Origin of the sequence: Massilia arenae, assembly GCF_008014745.1 — a bacterium.
GTDB lineage: Bacteria > Pseudomonadota > Gammaproteobacteria > Burkholderiales > Burkholderiaceae_D > Telluria > Telluria arenae.
In genome coordinates this window covers 1-21,788 of sequence record NZ_VPFD01000013.1, presented here as the reverse complement: position 1 = coordinate 21,788, position 21,788 = coordinate 1, and the positions used below count along the sequence as shown (strand labels likewise).

Here is a 21,788-nt window from a genome sequence, read left to right as displayed (position 1 = left end):
TTGTATGGCAATTTTATTGCGCAATTCAAGAAGACGGGGGAATTGTTTGGAATTTAATGCTTGGGGGGCAGGACTATACTGGCTCACATACGGTCAGCGAGATGCAGGAAATGCGCCGCGACGTATCCGCCATGAGAATCTTGGAGACACCATGAACGCACCCACGGACCGCGCCCACCTGGCGCCGCTGGAGCCATCCCCGCTCGCGCCTTCGCAGCCCGCGCAGCCCGATCAGCCGCAACACGACATCACGCTCGACGACAAATGGACGCTCGAGCGCGGCCGCGCCTTCATGACCGGCACCCAGGCCCTGATCCGCCTGCCGATGCTGCAGCGCGAGCGCGACCTGAAGGCCGGCTTGAACACCGCAGGCTACATCACCGGCTACCGCGGTTCGCCCGTCACCGCCGTCGACCAGACCGCGATGAAGGCGAAGAAACACCTCGACGCCCACCACGTCAAGTTCCATCCCGGGATGAACGAAGACCTGGCGGCCACGGCCGTCTGGGGCACCCAGCAGACCAATCTCTACAAGGACGCGAAGTACGACGGCGTGTTCTCCATGTGGTACGGCAAGGGCCCGGGCGTCGACCGCTGCGGCGACGTGTTCAAGCACGGCAACAACGCCGGCTCCTCGCAGCATGGCGGCGTGCTGGTGCTGGCCGGCGACGACCATGCGGCCAAGTCGTCCTCCACCGCGCACCAGTCCGACCACATCCTGACCCACTGCGGCATCCCGGTGCTGTACCCGTCCTCGGTCCAGGAATACCTCGACTTCGGCCTGCACGCCTGGGCCATGAGCCGCTATACCGGCCTGTGGGTGTCGATGAAGTGCGTGACCGACATCATCGAATCGGGCGCCGTGGTCGACCTCGACCCGGACCGGGTGCAGATCGTTACCCCGACCGACTTCCAGCTGCCGCCGGATGGCCTGAACATCCGCTGGCCGGACGCCGTGCTGGACCAGGAAGTGCGGATGAGCAACCACAAATGGTATGCCGCGCTGGCCTATGCCCGCGCGAACAAGCTCAACCGTATCATCTGGGACAGCCCGCAGCCGAAGATCGGCATCATCACCGCCGGCAAGAGCTACCTCGACACGCGCCAGGCGCTGGCCGACCTCGGCATCGACGAGCAGGCGGCGCGCGACATCGGCCTGCGCCTGTACAAGGTCGGCATGACCTGGCCGCTCGAGGCCGAAGGCGTGCACGAATTCGCGCGCGGCCTCGAAGAGATCCTGGTGGTCGAAGAAAAGCGCCAGGTGATGGAATACGCGCTCAAGGAAGAGCTGTACAACCTGCCGGACGGCGAGCGTCCGCGCGTGGTCGGCAAGTTCGACGATACCGGCGAATGGAGCAACAAGAACCGCATGGGCCACGGCGACTGGCTGCTGCCGGCGACGTACGAGCTCAATCCGGCGCAGATCGCGCGCGCCATCGCCTCGCGCATCTCGCACTACTGCGCCGGCCATCCGGTGGCCGAGCGGGTCAAGGAACGCATCGCCTTCCTGGAAGCGAAGGAGTTGGTGCTCAAGAGCATTCCGGCGAAACCGAATCCGCAGACCGACCGCATTCCCTACTTCTGCTCGGGCTGCCCGCACAATAGCTCGACCAAGGTGCCGGAAGGCTCGCGCGCCATGGCCGGCATCGGCTGCCATTACATGGTGCTGTGGATGGACCGCGAAACGTCGACCTTCACCCATATGGGCGCGGAAGGCACGACCTGGATCGGCCAGTCGCCGTTCACCGACGAGAAACACGTGTTCGTGAACCTGGGCGACGGGACGTACTTCCACTCGGGGATCCTGGCGATCCGCGCCGCGGTGGCGGCCAAGGTCAACATCACCTACAAGATTCTCTACAACGACGCGGTCGCGATGACGGGCGGCCAGAACGTCGACGGCCCGCTCGACCCGGGCATGATCAGTCGCCAGATCGCGGCCGAAGGCGTCACGCCGATCATCGTCGTCACCGACGAACCCGATAAATACCCGAGCGACTACGCCTGGGCGCCGGGCACCACGGTGCGCCACCGCTCCGAGCTGATGGACGTGCAGCGCGAGCTGCGCGAGATGCCGGGCGTGTCGGCCGTGATCTACGACCAGACCTGCGCGTCCGAGAAGCGCCGCCGTCGCAAGAAGGGCGAGTTCCCCGACCCGGCCAAGCGCGTCGTGATCAACGAGGCCGTGTGCGAAGGCTGCGGCGACTGCTCGGTGCAGTCGAACTGCCTGTCGGTCGAGCCGCTGGAAACCGAACTGGGCCGCAAGCGCCAGATCAACCAGTCCTCGTGCAACAAGGATTACTCGTGCGTGTCGGGCTTCTGCCCGAGCTTCGTCACCGTCGAAGGCGGAGGGCTTAAGAAGCCGAAGAAAACGACGACGTCCGAAGCGGCGCCGCCTGTCTTGCCGATGCCGGCCATTCCGTCGGTCGAGACGCCGTATGGCATCCTGGTCGCCGGCGTCGGCGGCACCGGCGTCGTCACCGTGGGCCAGATCCTGGCCGTGGCGGCCCACGTCGAAGGCAAGGGCGCGATCGTGCTCGACCAGAGCGGCCTGGCCCAGAAGGGCGGTCCGGTGATGTCGCACGTGCGCCTGGCCGAACGTCAGGCAGATTTGCACTCGACCCGCGTCGGCACCGGCAGCGCCGACCTGGTGATCGGCTGCGACCAGATCGTCACCGCCAGCCGCGATGCGCTGAGCCGCATGGGCGAGGGCCGTACCTGGGCCGCGGTCAACGCCAGCGGCGCCACCACTGCGGCCTTCGTCAAGAACCCCGACTGGCAATTCCCGGCCGAAGGTTCGCGCGGCGCCATCCAGCAGGCTTGCGGCAAGGACAACGTCGACTTCATCGACGCCGGCCAGATCGCCACCGCCCTGATGGGCGACACCATCGCCACCAATATGTTCATGCTCGGCTACGCCTTCCAGAAGGGCCACGTGCCGCTAATGGAAAGCTCGCTGCTCAAGGCGATCGAACTCAATGGCGTGTCGGTCGCCTTCAACAAAGCCGCCTTCAACTGGGGCCGCAGCGCCGCGCACGACCTGGCCGCGGTCAGCCGTGCCGCCCTGCCATCGAAGGTGGTTGAGTTCAAGCGCATCCAGACCCTGGACGACCTCGTCAGCCGCCGCATCGAACTGCTCACCGCTTACCAGGACGCGGCCTATGCCGGCCAGTACAAGGCCTTCGTCGACCAGGTGCGCGCGCAGGAAGAGCAGCTCGGCAAGGGCACGCGCCTGACCGAAGCCGTGGCGCGCTACTTTTATAAGCTGATGGCCTACAAGGACGAGTACGAGGTCGCGCGCCTGCATACCGATCCGGCCTTCCGCGAGAAGATCGGCGCCATGTTCGAAGGCGACACCAAACTGAAGTTCCACCTGGCGCCGCCCCTGATGGCCAAGCACGACAAGGAAGGCCGCGCCATCAAGCGCGAGTACGGCCCGTGGATGATGAGCGCCTTCGGCGTGCTGGCGAAGTTCAAGGGCTTGCGCGGCACCGCCTTCGACGTGTTCGGCTACACGGCCGAGCGCAAGATGGAGCGCGCCCTGATCGGGCAATACCGCGAAACGGTGACCGCCTTGCTGCCGAAGCTGACGGTGGACAAGCTGGCGCAGGCGGTGGCGATCGCCAGCATTCCGGAAGACATCCGCGGCTATGGTCACGTGAAGGAGCGTCACCTGAAGGCGGCCAGGGAGAAAGAGGCGGCACTGGTGGCGGCCTTCCATGCGCCGGATGTGACGCCACGGGCGGCTTGATCCGTGGACGCGTGGACGGGGAAACCGTCCACGCGTTTTAAGCGGCGTCAACGATTGTTCCCTTGATATCGTTCGTTGTGCCCTGGCCTCAACCGTTACAGTTGGTTGTATTCGGCCCGGATATCGGCGTCTATAATCGGACGCATGAGCACGCCATCTACCTTCCGCAATACCTCTCCTCTGCGTTTGATTTCCAGCACGCTCGCCGCGCTGCTCGTCCTCGCCGGTTGCGGCGGTGGCGGCGGTTCGCCGAGCGTCGGTGCGCCTCCGCCGGTAGCGCAAGAGCCGGCGCCGACGCCGACGCCGACACCGACGCCGGTCCCGCCGCCACCGGTCGCCACCCCGCCGACGCCGGAAGACCTGAATCCGAACCTGCTGGGCGACGCCTACGGCAGCTACTGGAACAAATGCGCCGTCCCGCGCACGGGCCTGGATGCGAGCGGCAAGCCGTATCCGGACGTGCAGGGCACCCTGCTCGACGAACTGAAATTCCTGCGCGCCTGGGCCAACCAGTACTACCTCTGGTACAACGAAATCCCGAACACCTACAAGATGGCCGACTTCACGAGCGCGCTCGACTACTTCGACGTGCTCAAGACGCCGGCATTGACCGCCACCGGCAAGCCGAAGGACCGCTATCACTTCACCTATGCGACCGCCGAGTGGGATGCGATGCAGACCCAGGGCATCGACCTGGGCTATGGCGTCACCTGGAGCCGCAACGCCGACGGCCTGGCGCCGCGCACCTGGCTGATCACGGCGGTCGAGCCGGATTCGCCCGCCGCCGCGGCCGGCCTGCTGCGCGGCGACATGCTGCTCAAGGTCGATGGCGTCGACTTCGTCAATGCCGAGGACGAAGCCTCGGTCGACCGGATCAATGCCGGCCTGTTCCCCGCCGCGGCCGGCGAGACCCACCGCTTCACCCTGCAGCGCGCCGGCGTGGCCTTCGACGCGACCCTGGCCGGGGCCGAGGTGGTGCTGGCGCCGGTGAAGAACGTCAAGGTGATCGAGACCGCCAGCGGCAAGGTCGGCTACCTGACCTTCGACAGCTTCAACGCCGTGTCCGAGAAACAGCTGTACGACGCCTTCGTCACCTTCCAGCGGGCCGGCATCAACGACCTGGTGCTGGACGTGCGCTACAACGGCGGCGGACTGCTGTACGTCGCCAGCCAGCTGGCCTATATGATCGCCGGCCCGGCGGCAACCAGCGGCAAGGTGTTCGAGCGCTCCAGCTACAACGACAAGACGCCCGCCTACCAGCCGATCATGTTCCGTTCCAGCGCCTGGGGCTTCGCCTCCAGCAATCCGCTGCGCTCCGGCACGCCGCTGCCCAGCCTGGGCCTGAAACGGGTAACCGTGCTCAGCACGCCGGGCACCTGCTCGGCCAGCGAATCGGTGATCAACGGCCTGCGCGGCGCCGACATCGAAGTGATCCAGATCGGCGGCACCACCTGCGGCAAGCCTTACGGATTCACGCCAGTGCCGAACTGCGGCACGACGTATTTCTCGATCGAGTTCCAGGGCGTGAACAACAAGGGCTTCGGCGACTTCACCGACGGCTTCACGCCTACCTGCCAGGCGAGCGACGACCTGTCGCGGCCGGTGGGCGACCAGAACGAAGGCTTGCTGGCTACCGCCCTGGCTTATCGCGCGAACGGCGCTTGTCCTGCGTCGACCACGGCGCGAGCACGCGTCGTGCCGATGCGGATCGTGCGGCCGGAGGTCAAGGAGATCTCGATCCATACCACGCCGGGCGCGCCGCCGCGCTGAGCGGCATGGCTGTATTGACGGGCGGGCAGCGTCGTATGCTGTCCGCCCGTCGTGTTTCCAAGCTTGAACTGTTGCGCTAAGAACACGTCTATAATCGTCGGCTTCCTTACCTAGTCCCTGCCGGAGCTTGTCGATGATCCGTTCTGCGTTACTGCTGGCCCTGTTGTCGGCCATTCCCCTCAGCCAATCCGTCCACGCCGCACCCGACCTGAGCACCGTGTCGGAACGCTCGGGCTTCACCGCCACCGGCCGCTACGACGAGACGATCGCGCTGTGCGCCGCGTTCCAGCAGGCGTATCCGAAGCAGGTGCAGTGCATCGATTTCGGCATCACGCCAGAAGGCCGTCCGATGAAGGCGCTGGTCGTGAACGGCAAGGGCGTGTTCACGCCGCAGGCAGCAAAGCAGGCGGGCCTTCCCGTGACCCTGATGCAGGGCGGCATCCATGCCGGCGAGATCGACGGCAAGGATGCCGGCTTCATGGCGCTGCGCGAAGCGCTCGAAGGCCGCGCGGCCAAGGGCGCGCTCGACAAGCAAGTGTTCATCTTCGTCCCGGTGTTCAACGTCGACGGCCACGAGCGCTTCGGCAAGTGGAACCGCCCGAACCAGCGCGGCCCGGTCGAGATGGGCTGGCGCACCACCGCCCAGAACTACAACCTGAACCGCGATTACCTGAAGGCCGACGCGCCCGAGATGCAGGCCATGCTGGCGCTGGTGAACGCCTGGGATCCGCTGGTCTATGTCGACCTGCACGCGACCAACGGCGCCAAGTTCCAGCACGATATCTCGATCCAGGTCGAGCCGGTGTATTCGGGCGACCCGGAATTCCGCAAGGCCGGTCTGGCGCTGCGCACCAACGTGATCAAGGACATCGCCAAGGAAGGCTCGACGCCGCAGTCGTATTACATGTCGTTCGTGAAGCATGACGATCCGATGTCGGGCTTCATGGACAGCGTGTCCGATCCGCGCTTCTCGACCGGCTACTTCCAGCTGCGCAACCGCATGGCGATGCTGGTGGAAACCCACTCGTGGAAGGAATACCCGGTGCGTGTGCGCATCACCCGCAACACCGTGGTGTCGGTGCTCGACCAGGTGGCGAAGAACGGCAAGGGATGGCAGCAGGCCGCGTATGCGGCCGATGCGCGCGCCGCGAAGCTGGGCAACCAGCCGGTGGCGCTGTCGTACAAGGCCAGCGACAAGAAGGAGATGGTCAACTTTAACGGCTACGCCTACACCCGCACGCCGTCGGAAGTCTCGGGCGCACTGATGACGCGCTACGATGAAACCAAGCCGCAAGTGTGGCGCGTGCCGCTGTGGCAGGACATCGTGGCCGATTTCCAGATCACCGCGCCGCGCGCCGGCTATATCGTGCCGGCCGCCTATGCCGCGATCGTGGGCGAGAAGCTGCGCCAGCACGGCGTCGAGTTCCGCACCCTGGACAAAACTGTCGAGCGCTATGAGGCCGAGACCTTCCGCGCCGACAAGGCAACCCAGGCCGCCGCTTCGGTCGAAGGCCACCAGCGCCTGACCGTCGAAGGCAAATGGAAGCCGGAGCAGCGCTCGATTGCGCAAGGCGCGCTGTTCGTGCCGATCGCGCAGCCGAAGGCGCGCCTGGTGGTGGCGATGCTGGAGCCGCAGGCGCCGGATTCGCTGCTGGCCTGGGGCACGTTCAACACGGCCTTCGAGCGCAAGGAATACATGGAAGACTACGTGGCCGAGGAAGTCGCGCGCGAGCAGATGGCGGCCGACCCAAGCGTGGCCAAGGCCTTCCAGGAGCGCCTCGACAGCGATCCGGCCTTCGCGAAGAACCCGCAAGCGCGCCTGGAATTCTTCGCCAAGCGCCATTCGTCGTATGACGAGCGCCTGAACCTGTATCCGGTGCTGCGCGCGAACGTCGCGCCCTGACGCAGGGCTCCCAGTCAGGCGCCGTCTCCCTCGAGGCGCCGGCTGCCGCCGTCCTTGAGCGCGCGCTGCAGCGTTGACGCCGGCAAGTTCATCAACAGCCGCACCAGCTCGGGCTGGCGGTTGGTCGCGGTCTTCTGGTAGATCGACAGCAGTTGCTTGCGCACCGTGTCGTACTGCACGCCGAGCAGGTCGGCGATGGTCTTGAGCGGCACGCCGTCGGCCAGCATCGACGCGATCCTGCATTCGGCGTACGACAGGCCAAAGGCGGCGGTGAGCAGGGCCGAATCGATCACCTGGACTGAGGTCGGGTGGTAGAAGAACAGCATCACCAGCGGCCGCAGGCCGAAGCTGCCGAGCGTGTGCTCGGGGACCAGCATCGTGAAGAAGGCATACAGCGCATCGGCTGCCGCGCCTGAGGCGGCTTCGCTGCGCATGTGCAGCGCGCGCGATTCCTTGTCGTCGGGCTTGCCCTGCGCGACGGCGTTGCGCACGCGGGTTTCCAGCTCGCCGCACTGCATCAGGAAGGATGTGCGGTAGCGCTGCGGCAGCACCAGCTTGCCATTGACCACCTGCACCAGGCTGGTGGACGCGAGCAGGCTGCGCGCCGCAGCGTTGGCCAATACCACATCGCCGGTCGCGGTCAGAAGCATCACCGGCTGGCGCAGCTTGTCGACCAGCGCATGGCCCACCAGCGCCTGGGTCGAGTACACGAACTGGGCCAGGCCCATGCGCACCGCGCGCTCCATGTGTGGGCGCAGGCGGTCGAGGAAGGCCAGGGCGTCCGCCGGCAGCGGGCCCTCGCCGCTGCTGCGCAGGCAGGAGAAGATGACGGTCGCCTCCGGCGTATCGACCAGCTTGCAGGCCGACACATAGCGCGCCCCATGCGGGATCAGGAATTCCTGGTAGAAGGGGTGGCTGGCGGCGAAACCATCGTCGAAGTGCTCATGGCAGTGCAGCCAGTCGCCCGTGGACTGTTGGCGTAGCACGCCCACCCGCGGGTCGATGAACTGGTATTTCTGGATGTATTCGAGGTCGATCTGCGGCGCCATGGCGGCGCCGTCGCTGTACGACAGCGCGCCGCGCTCGCCGTCGAAGGCCAGCATGTGGACGGCGCGCCCGCCGATCGCCTCATGCAGGCTGTCGAGCATGCAGCGCCAGGCGCCCCGGTTATCGAGCGTGTCGTAGATGAGATTGACGATGCGGTCGAAGCGCGCCTGCGACAGGTCCACAATTCCTCTCCCGACACTTGTTTTGCATAATTACCAATGCTATCGGGCATTCGATTCTTCGTCGATACAATTTTGAGACAATTATTAATTGTGGAAAACGTAAGACACTCGTTATTGTCAGAACGCCGCAATTGCCACTCAGGGCGTGCCGGCGGACGCGGGCAGCGAGCTCAGGACGACCGTCCTGACCGCGCCGCCGGCGTCCGACGTGAGCTGGTAGAGGCGCTCGTATTCGTCGTCCCCGATATCGAGGCCGGGCTCACCGCCGAACAGGCGCACCAGTTCCGGCAGCGTGTTCGAGTGACCGACCACCAGCACCGGGCCGCGCAGCCCCTTCACCTTGTCGACCAGCGCTTTTGGCGTGGCCGGGTCGTACTGCTCGACCTGCAGCCCCAATTGCCGGGCTAGCGGCTGCGCGGTCTGCAGCGTGCGCGCGGTCGGCGTGCTGAAGATGGCCTCGATGCCGCTGCGGTGCAGGATCGTCGCGATGTTTTGCGCGCGCAGCCGGCCTTGCGGCGTGAGCGCAGGGTCCTTGCCGATGCTGGCTTTTTCGCCGTGGCGGACGAGGTAGATCGCGCTAGGCTCGGCGAAGGCCATGCCGGGCACCAGCACGGCGAGGGCGAGGGATAGATTGCGTAGCAGGCGCGCAGGCTGGATCGAGGGCAATGGCATGCGGTTCCCTGGAAAGTAAATTCAGAGCAAGCCTAGCACGACCCTGGCGTTCTTGACCCCTTGTAGTGCTCTAGAAATACTTGAGCCAGGTGATGTCGCGCCGGCGCGCCTTCAGGCGCGAGTACCATGCGGTTGGCACATACAGCACCGGCAGCAGCACCGCGTACCATAGCCAGAGCCAGTTGACGTTATCCAGCCCGAAGCTCACGCCGTGGGTCGGTCCCCAGATCATGAAGGCGACGTGGTACAGCGCGCGCAGCACGTAGATGTGCAGGATGTAGAAGAACATCGGCGCGCCGCCGAACACCGCCAGCGCGTTCAGCCACGGATGGCCTTCCCAGCGTTCGAACAAGGCCAGCAGGATCGCGCCCACGCCCAGCGTTTGCAGCAGGAACAGGAGCGACGGCGGATACTTCGTCAGCGCGATGAAGCCCATGATCGTGTGCAGCGCGGAGTCGCCCGCCACCCACGGCTTGTCGCCATACACGTTCAGCGCGCGCAGCACGACGAATGCCGCCAGCATGCCGAATCCCAGTGCCAGCAGGCGCCGTACACGCCGGCCGCTGTCCGCAGCGCTGCTTTGATCGCGTTCGTACCAGCCGCCGAGCAGGTAGCCGAGCACGATCACGCCGATCCACGGCAGCACCGGATACGAGGTCCTGGCGAAGGCGCCGAACGGCAACGCGATCATGTCGCGCTGGTGCAGCAGCGCCCACGCCACGAACCCGGGCTCACCCGGTAGCAGGCGAATGCCGTCGAGCAGATTGTGGCCGGCCACGATCAAGAGGCCCAGCGCCAGCAGCAGTTTCTTCGGCAGGTAGATCAGGGCGGCCAGCGCAATCATGCACGCGCCGATCGCCCAGATCACCTGGAGCCAGAACGTCATCGGCAGCTTGACCGTCCAGGCGAAGGTGAGCAGGGTGACGTCGATCGCCATCAGGAGCAGGCCGCGCTTGACCAGGTAGGCGGCGGTCTCGGCCCGGGTATGATTCTGGCCATACAGGTAGGCGCCGAGCCCGGTCAGGGCGACGAACACCGGGGCGCACAAATTGGTGACGATACGGATGAAGAACATGACCGGTTCCACGGTCACCGGATTCACCGGGTCCGGCACGTTCATGTACAGGTACCAGTTTTCACGAATGTGGTCGAGCAACATGATGACCATCACGAAGCCGCGAAGCGCGTCCAGGCTCTGCAGGCGACGTCGATTGACGGCGGCTTGCTCTACCGGGGTGATGGGCACTGCTTGATCGAACACGTTGGAGGTGGCTTGTTTCATCGGAGTCCTTTTGTCTTGACGTCCGCATACACGTCGCCTGATCATTTTCAGTGATAATGATACTTCATTATCGTTAATCATTGAAGGCGGGTAAGGGCGGATCCTGGAACTCGGTAGCGACGACAAGGTCGAGCGTGAATTCACCGGCCCACACTGTCGACCGTATGCGCTCAACACGCTTTGGCGCGCATAGACCCAGCAAAAACTCAGGCTTCGATGTCCGGAAGAGGTTCGCCGTAAATCCTGAAGCGCTTGCGAAAGCTGAATAGCCGGGATACACCCCTCGGATCTGAAAAAGGAAGGGATATCACGTCGTGGTCCAGTAGCTCAAGTGTCCAGGTAATGCCGCCAAAGAACCTGAAGTGGAGGGTGTTCGGACGGACCAGTTCAAGATCGGAAAACACTCCTGTCGAATACATCGCCCCCAGAGCGGCGCAGTCGACGATCCTCCATTGGGCGTCCAGAAGGTAAATGCGCAAATACTCTTCGAAAGGCGTGTTGTCGGTAATGAAGAGCAGGTGATGGTTGGCCCACTGCACCGCAGCCTCGAGGATTTCGCCGTTGACGACCCGACCGGTGTCGCGGCCATCGATGATGATCTTGCTGCGAGCGAGCGTCTTTTCAGAAGAAGGGGTCTCCAAAAGGAGTGACACATTGGATGGCGGAAGGCGTCGCATCATCGGTAATCGTCTTTACCAGATAAATCCCATGCCGAAGGCGCTCATTGCGCCGCCGACGAATGCGCCCAATGTCACACAGACTGGCGATGCAGGGCCGCATGCAAGGCCCGCCAGAGCGCCACCGGCGATGCCGCCACCAATACCTGCTCCCGTGATCGTCAACTCCTTGACGGCAGCCGTACTCTTGTCCTGAGATGTCGTAATGTTGTACACGGAAACGCTGAGAGAAAGGAATAGAAGGCCTCTGCCTGCGTGGGAAAGACGTGACATTGCGTTGGAAACGCCCGGATTCGACTTTCCAGCCGATATAACGACGGCTGAATAGATTCTATTCTTCTGCGAGGCCGAGAGGCTCGAAAACACTGCGTTTTCGCCGTGCAGGCGTTGCATGTGAAGAGCGACAAGCTCGTCGAGCAAAATTCCGCCAGGCTTAATTTTCTGCGCAACGGAGCGACCGATTGGCGTGCTCCGCATGCGGCTGATTTCCATGATGAGATTGCGTGTCTCTTGCGCTTGTCTGGCAGCATTCGCCCAAGTGATTTTGCCTGTTGTCGCATCATGGCGTAACTGGTCAGCCATTTTTCTGACCTCGCTGGCATATGCCAGCCGTGTACCCGAGTCGATAGTCATATGGACGCCTGCATTCGCGATTTGGGCCTCCAGCGCTTTGACAGCATTTTCGAAAGCAATTTGGTCCGCACTACTTTTTTCTGCCGCAGCCATGTCGCATCCTGTTTGACCTGAGTGCTATGAAGGGTAGCGAAACCCATTTTCAGCAAATTGCGCTTTGTCAGCTTAGGTTGCCAGCAATTGCCTACCGAGCAGGCCGAAAAATGGGGAGAGGGGCGCCCCTGCAGACCTTGCCTGTCTGCGGCCTGCATGGAACCTGCAGTCCAATGTCATGCGCGCAGCGGCAAGGCCGCCACCCGGACCAGCGACTGGCTGGACATATACCAGTCATTGACCACCAGTTCGGCCTTCTCGATGCGCATGATGCCCAGCGGCTCGTCGCACATCTCGTCGAGCAGGGCGGCAAAACGCGCCGCATCCCGCAAGGGTTCGGTAAAACGAAACAGCGTCATATGCGCGGTCACCAAGCGATAGCGGCGGTCGAGCGCAGCGTCGAGGCCCCGTTCGCGCAGTGCTGTCCTCAGGCGCTCGCGCAAGATTTCCAGCGATGGTCCGCGCGGGACACCGCGCGCCATCACCGCGCCGCGCGACAGCGCGATGCCGCCGAAGTCGATCTCGATCGCCTCGATGCCGTCCACCGCAGCCTTGGCTGCGGCCAGATAGTCGTCCACCAGCGCCGGGTGGATGGCGACGCCGGCGCCGGCGGTCAGCAGCGACAGGATCGTCATGTGCATATCGGCTGCCGGATAGCGATACTGCCGCGGTTCGGCGCCCGCCAGGCGGTCCAGCAGGCCGTCGAAGCGCGCCTGCAGCGATGGGCAGGGACGCGCGATCAGGCTGATGCCGCGGCGCGGATCGGGACCGGCCGCAAGCCGCGTATCGCAGTCGACGTCCCCGTGCGCGATCGCGCCGAAGGCGTGTTCCCACATCGTGTCGTAATGTTCTTGCAGGCTGCCAGAGCTGTCGGTCATCGCTTCGCACAATCGGTACAAAAAAGAGGACGAAAAAAAAGCAGAGGCCCGGCCTCTGCTTTCATCCATACGCGGCCGTCAGAGCTGCGTCAACGAAATCGTATTCGCCACCGGCGTCGAACACGGCTCCTCGTCGAACGCGATATCGCCCAGTGGATTCGGCACGCCATCGGTCTTGAGTCCGACGAAGTCGAACATCCCACGATCCTGCAAATGCGACGGCACCACGGTCGACAGCGACGAGAAGATATTCTCGACCCGGCCCGGATGCTTCTTTTCCCACTCGCGCAGCATGTTCTTGATTTGCTTGCGCTGCAGGTTTTCCTGCGAGCCGCACAGGTCGCACGGGATGATCGGGAAACCCTTCACTTCGGCGTAGCGCTCGGTATCGGCTTCCTTCACATAGGCCATCGGACGGATCACCATGTGCTTGCCGTCATCCGACACCAGCTTGGCCGGCATGCCCTTCAGCTTCCCGCCAAAGAACATGTTCAGGAAGAAGGTCTCGAGGATGTCGTCGCGGTGGTGGCCCAGGGCGATCTTGTTGCAGCCGAGCTCGTCGGCCACGCGGTACAGGATGCCGCGCCGCAGGCGCGAGCACAGCGAGCAGGTGGTCTTGCCTTCCGGGACCAGGCGCTTGACGATGCTGTAGGTGTCCTGGTTTTCGATGTGATAGGGCACGCCGAGCTTGTCCAGGTAGGCCGGAAGGATATGCGCCGGGAAGTTCGGCTGCTTCTGGTCGAGGTTGACCGCGACGATGTCGAAGTGGATCGGCGCGCGCTCGCGCAAGGTGAGCAGGATGTCGAGCAGGGCGTAGCTGTCCTTGCCGCCCGACAGGCAGACCATCACCTTGTCGCCGTCCTCGATCATATTGAAGTCGCCGATCGCCTGGCCCACCAGGCGGCACAGGCGCTTGTGCAGCTTGTGGTCCTCGCGCGCGATCTTCTCTTGCTTCTTCGCGTCGATGCCGGCCTCGGCGGTCGGGAAGTCGTCTTCGACGACGCGTTCAATCACCGTCTCGTTCATGCTGCTTCCTTGATCCTGAATACTTCGACGCCGACGCCTTCGCAATCCGGATAGACGTCCGGCTTCATGGTCGACACGCCGGCGGCGCGCACGCGCGGGTGGGTCAGCATGGCGGCCACCACGTCGTCGCACAGCGTTTCCTGCAGGTGGATGTGGCCTTTGGCGATGCGGCGGGCGATGGTCTCGCGCATGAAATCGTAGTCGACGACTTCTGCCAGCTGGTCGGCCTTCGGCGTCGACAGCTCCAGCGGAATGTACAGCTCGACGTTGATCAGGACACGCTGCTCGCCCTTCTTCTCGAAATCGTGCACGCCGATATTGATCATCACTTCGTAATTGCGCAGGAACAGCCGGCGGCAATCGCGCAAGCTCGGGTGGGACAGGGCGGACAACATGGGATAGCCTTATTTGGTGGAGTTATTCGGTTCGGTCAGGAACATCACGTCGCGCTGCGAGGGCATCAGGTGCTGGCCGCCATCGACCAGCAGGGTGGTGCCGGTCAGCGCGCGCGCCGTCGCGGCGTAGACCACGGCGTCGGCGATGTCCTGCGGGGTCGAGGACCGCTGCAGCGGCGTCATCTGGTGCGCCGCGGCGAAGCCTTGCTCGCTCTGGTCGCCCGAGACCATCGTGATGCCGGGGGCGACGCCGACCACGCGCACCTTCGGCGCCAGCGCCTGGGCCAGCATCGTGGTCGCCGTGTGCAGGGCCGCCTTCGACAATGTGTACGACAGAAAATCCGGGTTGAGATTGTACAGTTTCTGGTCCAGCAAGTTGACCACGACGGCCTGCCGCCCGTCCGGGGTGGCGGCGTGCAGTTCCTGCGCCAGCAGCACCGGCGCGGCCACGTTCGCCTGCATATGGGTGTTGAGCAGCTCCCAGGAGAAGGCGGTGGCGCTGTCGTATTCAAACAACGAAGCGTTATTGACGATGCAGGACAGCGGCCCCAGCGCGGCGCTGGCCTGGCCGACCAGCTGGCGCACCGCCGCCTCGTCGGACAGGTCGCATTGCAGCAGCGTGGCGCGCCGGCCGAGCGCCAGGATGGCGTCGCGGGTCGCGATCGCGTCGCTCTCGGAATGGCGGTAGTGCAGGGCGAGGTCCCAGCCGGCCTGGGCCAGGCCGAGCGCGATCGCGCGGCCCAGGCGGCGGCCGGCGCCGGTCACGAGCGCGACCCGGGGCAGGGAAATCGAAGGGCTATCCGTCATTGACATGGTTGAAGGCTGCAAATTGTTGATAAAAGCTATTCTGGCTACAATGCCGGCATGTCCCTGCCCGCACCCGATACCGACGCCCTGGCCGCGTCCCATTCCCTGCAACAGCTGATCGCCGCCGACATCGAACGGCACGGCGGCGCGATCGCGTTCTCTCGGTTCATGGAACTGGCGCTGTACGCGCCCAGGCTCGGGTATTACAGCGGCGGCGCAGCCAAGCTCGGCGCGAGCGGCGATTTCACCACCGCGCCCGAGATGACGCCGCTGTTCGGGGCGGCCGTGGCGCGCGTGGCAGCCGCTATTATCGCCCAAAGCGCGCCCGACATCATCGAGTTCGGCGCCGGCACCGGCCGCCTGGCGCGCGACGTCCTGGCCGAGCTGGCCAGGCAGGGTGTCGAGGTGCGCTCCTATACCATCATCGAACTGTCCGGCGAATTGCGCGCGCGCCAGCAGGCCAACCTGGCCGACCTGCCGCAGATGCGCTGGCTGGACGCCATGCCGGAGCGGTTCAGCGGCGTGGTGCTGGCCAACGAGGTGCTCGACGCCATGCCGGTCGAGCTGGTAATCCGCACCGGCGACGGCTGGCGCCGGCAAATGGTCACGGTCGAGGACGGCGCCTTCGCCTTCGTCCAGGCGCCGCTCGGCGATGAACTGGCCGACCAGCTGGCGCGCCAAGTGCCTGACCACGAACAGATGATCGGGGGCTATGTTACCGAACTGCACCCGGTCGGCGCCGGCTTCATGCGTTCGCTGGCAGCGATGTTCGCCGGCGGCCGCGGCGCCGCCATCCTGTTCGACTACGGTTTCCCGGCCCACGAGTATTACCTCGACCAGCGCATCGGCGGCACCTTGATGTGCCATTACCGCCACCATGCGCACCCGGATCCTTTTTATTTGCCCGGCCTGCAAGACATCACGGCCCACGTCGATTTCACGGCGATGGCGTTGGCGTCCCAGGATGCGGGCCTGCCGGTGCTGGCCTATATGAGCCAGGCCGCCTTCCTGCTCGGCGCCGGAATCGGCGAACTGTTGCTGGAAAACGACCCCGAGGACGCCAAGCATTTCCTGCCGCAGTCGCGGGCCGTGCAAAAGCTGGTTTCTCCTGCTGAAATGGGCGAATTGTTCAAGGTCCTGGTGGTCGGACAGGACATAGAATTGCCGGATGCAATCGTGCATGCGGACCGCAGCCATCGCTTGTAGACTTTATGATATCTTGCACAGCGGACACAAATCCGGCTAAGCTGTGAGATATTCCCGCGTCTCGTCACATGACGGGCTTCGGCCGAGGACAGACAGAACGCGCAGGGTAGAAGCGGGTAGACTTGACAGATCATGGCCAAGATTCACACACATTATGACAACCTGAAGGTGTCGCGTCATGCGCCCCAGGAAGTCATTCGTGCATCCTACAAGGCCCTGAGCCAGAAGTATCACCCTGACAAGAATCCGGGCGACGAAAAGTCCGCCCGCATCATGGCGGTCGTCAATACCGCCTACAACGTCCTGTCCGATCCCGTCCGCCGCAAGGAACACGACGAATGGATCGCGGCCGAGGAATGGGAAGTCGAGTGGCTGGAAAGCTCGAACGCCAAGGAAGGCCAGCCGCGCAAGAATGGCGAACAATGGGATGCGCAGCCGCCGCCCAAGCCGCGCCGCAAGCGCCTGTGGCGCGATCCGCGCTGGTGGCTGGGCATGTCGAGTTGCTTCGTGGCCGGCGCCGTCGTCGCCGTGCTGACGATCGAACAACAGCCTGACATCATTCCCAGCGCGCTGGCCTGGGGCGGCATCGCCCAGCCAGACCCCGTCAAGACCGGCCGTCCCGATGCCCTGGGCGCCGACGCCAGCAGTGACGACTGGGCCCGCCGCATCGGTCCGGATGGCGCCAAGGGCCCGCCGCCTGCGGTGCGCGCGCTCGCCGTCACCCAGCTGGCGGTACCGGCCCGCGCGCCCGACTGCAGTACCGACCTGCAGACCCTGGCGTCGCCCAGCGGCGATCCGTGGCCGCTCGAGTCTTCCTATGTGCCCGGCTACCCGGTCGGCAACGAGGGGGCAGAGATGCAGGTCGTGATCGACAACAGCGCCAACGCGGCGCCGGTTTTCGTCAAGCTGTACGACCTCGACCGCCGCGCCAACGTCAGGCACGCCTTCGTCCAGCAGCGCTCGAATTTTACTTTCGACAAGCTGGCCGCCGGCAAGTACGAAGTGCGTTACCAGAACGTGGTCGACGGCGCCAGCAAGTCCGAATGCGACAGCCGCCATACGGCCCTGCGCCAGGCCGCGGCCGACATCCAGTAATCCCGTAGCCCCACCTACCTGTCGTTTTTTCGGCGTACTGACACTTTCTCGTGTCAGCACCTTACCCGATTTCATTATTTTCGTTCCGCGCCGTAATATACTGGCCGATGCCGCGTGCCCATGCAGCCGCGGCGCCACGCCCAACGCAGGCTCATACGGACCAATATGAACGAACTGGAAGGCCTGACGGCCCTGATCATCGAGCCCCACGCGGGGATGCGGGCCAGCATCCATAGCATGCTCACGCTGTGCGGCCTGACCCGGATCGAGCACGCCAGCACCTCCAACCAGGCCGTGAAACACCTGGGCCTGCGCCAGTTCGACATGATCCTGTGCGAATACGACCTGGAAGGCGGCCAGGATGGCCAGCAATTGCTGGAAGACCTGCGCCACCACAAGCTGATGCAGCTGGCCACCATGTTCTTCATGGTCACGGCCGAAGGCAACCACAGCAAGGTGGTCAGCGCCGCCGAGCTGGCGCCGACCGACTACATCCTCAAGCCGTTCACCGCCGACCGCCTGCTCGAGCGCATCGGGCGTGCCCTCGACAAGCGCAATGCCTTCCTGCCGGTGTACAACCTGATGGAGGCGGGCGACCAGGAGGAGGCGATCGCTGCCTGCATCGAAGGCCAGCGCCTGCACCCGCGCTACGCGGTCGACTTCCTGCGCCTGCGCGCCGAGCTGCACATGTTCCTGGGCCAGGCCGACCAGGCCGAGCCGATCTATCGCCACCTGGTCGAGATCAAGGCGATCGCCTGGGCCCGGCTTGGCCTGGCCAAGACCCTGTTCGTGCGCAAGCAATTCACCGAGGCGCGCGACATCCTGGAAGACCTGGTCGACACCAACCGCAACTTCGTCGATGCCTACGACTGGCTGGCGCGCACCCACGCGGCGGTCGGCGAATTGCAGAAATCGCAGACGGTGCTGAGCGACGCGGTGGCGGTGTCGCCGCATGCCGTGCGGCGCCTGCGCACCCTGGCCGACACCGCCTTCGAGGCGGGCGACATCGACACCGCCGAAAAAGCCCTGCGCCAGGTGGTGAGCAAGGCGAAATATTCCGAATTCCGCGACCCCGAGGACCACGTCAAGCTGGTGCGGGCGCTGGTCCACAAGGGCGATCCCGTGGGGGCCGCCGCCGTGGTGCGCGACCTCGACCGCTCGATGGGCGGGCGCGCCAACACCCCGCTGTGCAGTGCGATCGCCTCGGCCCTGGTGCATGAATACACCGGCAACGAGCAGCGCCTGGGCGAAGCGCTGGGCACGGCCCTGGCGTCAGCCAAGGATGCGCCCAACCTGTCGGCCGACCTCAAGCTCGAGCTGGCGCGCACCTGCATCGACAATGGCCGCGAAGAAGGCGCTTCCGAGATCGTGCGCGAGGTGATGAGCAATTCCTCGAGCGATGCCATGGTCACGCGCGCCATGGGCGTGCTGGAGCAGGCCGGCAAGGGTGAGCTGGCGCAGACGCTGGCCCAGCAGAGCCGCCAGCAGGTGGTCGACCTGGTCGCCGGCGGCGCCGCGCGCGCCAAGAGCGGCGACTACCAGGGCGCGGTGCGGCTGATGCTGGAAGCGGCAACCAAGTTGCCGAGCAATCCGGCGGTGGCCTTCAATGCCGCGCTGGCGGCGCTGCGCTGCCTCGAGCACGAGGGCTGGGACAACCGCCTCGGCGCCCAGGTGCCGGGCCTGATCGGCAATGTGCGCAAGCTCGACGCGCTCAATCCCAAGCTGCCGGCGCTGGCGGCGCTGCACCAGCAGGTGCTGAAACAGTACAAGCAGGGCGCGCACGCGGCCGCGCCGCTGCGCAAGGCCGGCTGAGCGGATAGGGCGCCATGACCGACATCTCCCAGGACGGCGCCCCGCGCCGCGTGCGACCCGCCCTGATGCGCAAGCTCAGCGGCACCGAACGCATGTTCACCCTGGGCGGCGCCATCATGCATGTGATCGGCATGGGTTATAGCGACGACCTGGGCACGGCCGACCTCGCGTATTACGTGGTGTCCGACGTCGCACTCACCCAGCGCATCCTGCGCCTGTCCAACACGGTCCAGTACCGCACCCTGTCCGGCACGCCGGTGACGACAATCTCGCGCGCCATTTCCCTGCTCGGCTTCGACAATGTGCGCGCCGCCGCACTGGCGATGCTGCTGGTCGATGCGCTCGACACCGCCGAGCACGGCGTGCGGGTGGAACTCGAAGCCGCCCTGTGCGCCAGCCTGGTCGGCCGCGAGCTGGCGCGCCACAGTCCGATCCCCGGCGCCGAGGAAGCGGCGATCTGCGCACTGTTCAAGAACCTGGGCGCGCTGCTGCTGGCCAGTCACGAACCGGAGCGCTACCGCGAAATCGCTGCGATCGTGGCGGCCGGCAAGCACACCCCCAGCCAGGCTGCGCAACTGATCCTGGGCTGCAGCTTCGAGACCCTGTCAGAGGCGATCTTGCGCGAGTGGCAGATGCCGGGCTTGATCGTGCAGGCCCAGGCGGCGCTGCCGCCGGGGCCGCTCGAGGCCGCGCCCGACCGGGACCAATGGATGCGGCAGGTGGCCGCGTTCAGCCGCGACGTGGCGCGCCTGATGGGCCGCCACCACGATCCGGCCGCCGCGCCCGAGACCCAGGAGCTCATCGCGCGCTATGGCGCGGCGCTGGGCGTCGACCATCCGGCCATGGTGGCGCTGTACGACGAGGTGCAGGAAGGCATGAACGGCATGCTGCAGAGCATGAACCTGGAGCGCGCGCCGAAGCACGATCCGAAGGCCGCCAGCAGCCTGCCGAACGTGCTGGCGCTGGCCACCCTGGACGCGGGCGAGGACGACGAAGGCGAGTTCTACCCCAGCGGCAAGCCCAAGAATGCGCGCGACCTGCTGCTGGCGGGCGTGCAGGACGTGACCCTGCTGGGCGGGTCCGGCGCCGGCGTCAACGACGTGATCATGGCCGTGCTCGAGACCCTGTACGGCGCGCTGGGTTTCCGCTTCGCCACCGTGTGCCTGCGCGATGTGCGCACAAAACAGTTCCGCGCCCGGGTGTCGCTGGGCGAGGGCAGCGTCGACCTGCAGGACGGCTTCGTTTTCCCCTGCGCCTTTACGCGCGACGTGTTTCACCTGGCGCTGGAGAACGACGCCGATATGATGATCGCGGACGCCTTCAGCCCCAAGATCCGCGACCTGCTGCCGGCCTGGTACAAGACCCTGCTGCCGGACGCCGAGAGTTTCATCGTGCTGCCGCTGGTGGTCGGCAAGGCCAGGGTAGGCCTGATCTACGCCGACCGCATCTTCACCGCGCCCGAGGGCGTGGCGCCGGACGAGACGGCGCTGATCAAGGCGCTCAAGGCGCAAGTGCTGGCGGCGCTGGCGCCGCAGGGAGCGAATAACCCCCAGACTTAATCAACGTCGTTCCCGCGCAGGCGGGAACCCAAGTCCGCCGCGCCCCGATAGCGCTTCTCTCCGCCGCAGCAATACGCATGAAAACTTGGGTTCCCGCCTCCGCGGGAACGACGTTGATAAGCTGTGCTGATGTGCCAACGAGCCAATTTCAAATCAGTTCATAAAGATTTTTTCGCACTTGGCAAAATCACCCTTGCAGCTTTACAGTCCGACCGTTACAATCACGCCCCGAAGCAACGCTGTCAGGCGAAGTGGAAAAAGTTTCTACCGCAGTCTGATTGACAGTACGTTGAGCTTGCTTCATACTCTGCGGTTCTTCGCGGTGGGGTGGCCGAGTGGTTAAAGGCAGCAGACTGTAAATCTGCCCTCTCTGAGTACGCTGGTTCGAATCCAGCCCCCACCACCAAAAAGAAGATCGTGAAGTCGGATTTGAAGTTGTACCTCGCGGGTGTAGCTCAATGGTAGAGCAGAAGCCTTCCAAGCTTACGACGAGGGTTCGATTCCCTTCACCCGCTCCAGTTAGTGCGGTGGTTTCTACATCGCAAAAATCAGCCCTTGTAGCTCAGTGGTAGAGCACTCCCTTGGTAAGGGAGAGGCCACGTGTTCAATCCACGTCAAGGGCACCAGAATTTCGTACGGCAGTCGCGTTGCACTCGTCCGTCAGGTGTGCCTGGTAATCCCCAAATATATCGTTAGATCTTAGGAGTCTGAAATGGCAAAAGGTAAATTCGAACGGACCAAGCCGCACGTCAACGTCGGCACCATCGGTCACGTTGACCACGGTAAAACCACCCTGACGGCTGCAATCGCTACCGTCCTGTCGAAGAAATTCGGCGGCGAAGCCAAGGCCTACGACCAGATCGACGCGGCACCAGAAGAAAAAGCACGCGGCATCACCATCAACACCGCACACGTCGAGTACGAGACCGAAAACCGTCACTACGCGCACGTTGACTGCCCAGGCCACGCCGACTACATCAAGAACATGATTACCGGTGCT

Annotated in this window: 17 protein-coding genes and 3 tRNA genes; 11 read left to right on the top strand and 9 right to left on the bottom strand. The window is 64.6% G+C overall.

Annotated elements, in window-relative coordinates:
- Positions 1-151 precede the first annotated feature (151 nt).
- The 3 genes from FVD38_RS12580 to FVD38_RS12570 all read left to right on the top strand — a co-directional run bounded on the left by FVD38_RS12580 (position 152) and on the right by FVD38_RS12570 (position 7,424).
- Positions 152-3,751: an indolepyruvate ferredoxin oxidoreductase family protein gene (locus FVD38_RS12580; protein WP_229493623.1), complete on the top strand. Its 3,600-nt coding sequence runs from the start codon at positions 152-154 to the stop codon at positions 3,749-3,751.
- Positions 3,752-3,895: 144 nt separating this feature from the next.
- A complete protein-coding gene (locus FVD38_RS12575) occupies positions 3,896-5,521 on the top strand; it encodes a S41 family peptidase (RefSeq protein WP_147935123.1) in 1,626 nt (541 codons plus the stop codon).
- A 133-nt stretch (positions 5,522-5,654) separates the two neighbouring features.
- Positions 5,655-7,424 (top strand): M14 family metallopeptidase, encoded by a 1,770-nt coding sequence (locus FVD38_RS12570; protein WP_147935122.1) that lies wholly within the window; start codon positions 5,655-5,657, stop codon positions 7,422-7,424.
- A gap of 14 nt (positions 7,425-7,438) precedes the next feature.
- On the opposite strand, the gene FVD38_RS12565 is transcribed toward FVD38_RS12570, so the two are convergent.
- From FVD38_RS12565 to FVD38_RS12525, 9 genes are all read right to left on the bottom strand, one after another.
- Positions 7,439-8,653: a helix-turn-helix transcriptional regulator gene (locus FVD38_RS12565; RefSeq protein WP_147935121.1), complete on the bottom strand. Its 1,215-nt coding sequence runs from the start codon at positions 8,651-8,653 to the stop codon at positions 7,439-7,441.
- Between the two features lie 138 nt (positions 8,654-8,791).
- Positions 8,792-9,325 carry a SixA phosphatase family protein gene (locus tag FVD38_RS12560; RefSeq protein ID WP_229493621.1) on the bottom strand — a complete coding sequence of 178 codons (534 nt, stop codon included), beginning with the start codon at positions 9,323-9,325 and terminating at the stop codon, positions 8,792-8,794.
- Positions 9,326-9,395: 70 nt separating this feature from the next.
- Positions 9,396-10,607, bottom strand: a complete 1,212-nt coding sequence (locus FVD38_RS12555; RefSeq protein ID WP_147935120.1) for an acetyltransferase domain-containing protein — start codon at positions 10,605-10,607, stop codon at positions 9,396-9,398.
- Between the two features lie 206 nt (positions 10,608-10,813).
- Positions 10,814-11,287 carry a hypothetical protein gene (locus FVD38_RS12550; RefSeq protein WP_147935119.1) on the bottom strand — a complete coding sequence of 158 codons (474 nt, stop codon included), beginning with the start codon at positions 11,285-11,287 and terminating at the stop codon, positions 10,814-10,816.
- A 12-nt stretch (positions 11,288-11,299) separates the two neighbouring features.
- Positions 11,300-12,010 carry a hypothetical protein gene (locus FVD38_RS12545; protein WP_147935118.1) on the bottom strand — a complete coding sequence of 237 codons (711 nt, stop codon included), beginning with the start codon at positions 12,008-12,010 and terminating at the stop codon, positions 11,300-11,302.
- 176 nt (positions 12,011-12,186) lie between these two features.
- Positions 12,187-12,888: a 2'-5' RNA ligase family protein gene (locus tag FVD38_RS12540; RefSeq protein WP_147935117.1), complete on the bottom strand. Its 702-nt coding sequence runs from the start codon at positions 12,886-12,888 to the stop codon at positions 12,187-12,189.
- 78 nt (positions 12,889-12,966) lie between these two features.
- Positions 12,967-13,914 (bottom strand): tRNA 2-thiocytidine(32) synthetase TtcA, encoded by a 948-nt coding sequence (gene ttcA / locus FVD38_RS12535; protein WP_123069481.1) that lies wholly within the window; start codon positions 13,912-13,914, stop codon positions 12,967-12,969.
- On the bottom strand, positions 13,911-14,309 hold the full coding sequence (locus FVD38_RS12530) for a dihydroneopterin aldolase (RefSeq protein WP_147935116.1): 399 nt from the start codon (positions 14,307-14,309) through the stop codon (positions 13,911-13,913). Before FVD38_RS12530 ends, ttcA begins: the two co-directional genes overlap by 4 nt.
- A 9-nt stretch (positions 14,310-14,318) precedes the next feature.
- Positions 14,319-15,116: an SDR family oxidoreductase gene (locus tag FVD38_RS12525; RefSeq protein WP_183407413.1), complete on the bottom strand. Its 798-nt coding sequence runs from the start codon at positions 15,114-15,116 to the stop codon at positions 14,319-14,321.
- Between the two features lie 57 nt (positions 15,117-15,173).
- On the opposite strand from FVD38_RS12525, the gene FVD38_RS12520 reads away from it, so the two are divergent.
- The 8 genes from FVD38_RS12520 to FVD38_RS12485 form a co-directional block, all read left to right on the top strand.
- Positions 15,174-16,322, top strand: coding sequence for a class I SAM-dependent methyltransferase (locus FVD38_RS12520; RefSeq protein WP_147935115.1), 1,149 nt, complete (start codon positions 15,174-15,176; stop codon positions 16,320-16,322).
- 132 nt (positions 16,323-16,454) lie between these two features.
- Complete coding sequence (locus FVD38_RS12515) at positions 16,455-17,417, top strand: J domain-containing protein (RefSeq protein ID WP_147935114.1); 963 nt, start codon at positions 16,455-16,457, stop codon at positions 17,415-17,417.
- A gap of 165 nt (positions 17,418-17,582) precedes the next feature.
- Entirely contained in the window at positions 17,583-19,229 is a 1,647-nt protein-coding gene (locus tag FVD38_RS12510; protein ID WP_147935113.1) for a tetratricopeptide repeat-containing response regulator, read from the top strand.
- A 14-nt stretch (positions 19,230-19,243) separates the two neighbouring features.
- Positions 19,244-20,788, top strand: coding sequence for an HDOD domain-containing protein (locus tag FVD38_RS12505; RefSeq protein ID WP_147935112.1), 1,545 nt, complete (start codon positions 19,244-19,246; stop codon positions 20,786-20,788).
- Between the two features lie 321 nt (positions 20,789-21,109).
- A tRNA-Tyr gene (locus FVD38_RS12500) sits at positions 21,110-21,194 on the top strand.
- 38 nt (positions 21,195-21,232) lie between these two features.
- Positions 21,233-21,306 (top strand) — tRNA-Gly (locus tag FVD38_RS12495).
- Positions 21,307-21,339: 33 nt separating this feature from the next.
- Positions 21,340-21,414, top strand: a tRNA-Thr gene (locus tag FVD38_RS12490).
- Between the two features lie 86 nt (positions 21,415-21,500).
- On the top strand, positions 21,501-21,788 hold a 288-nt coding region (locus FVD38_RS12485), incomplete at its 3' end, for a GTP-binding protein (protein ID WP_229493619.1).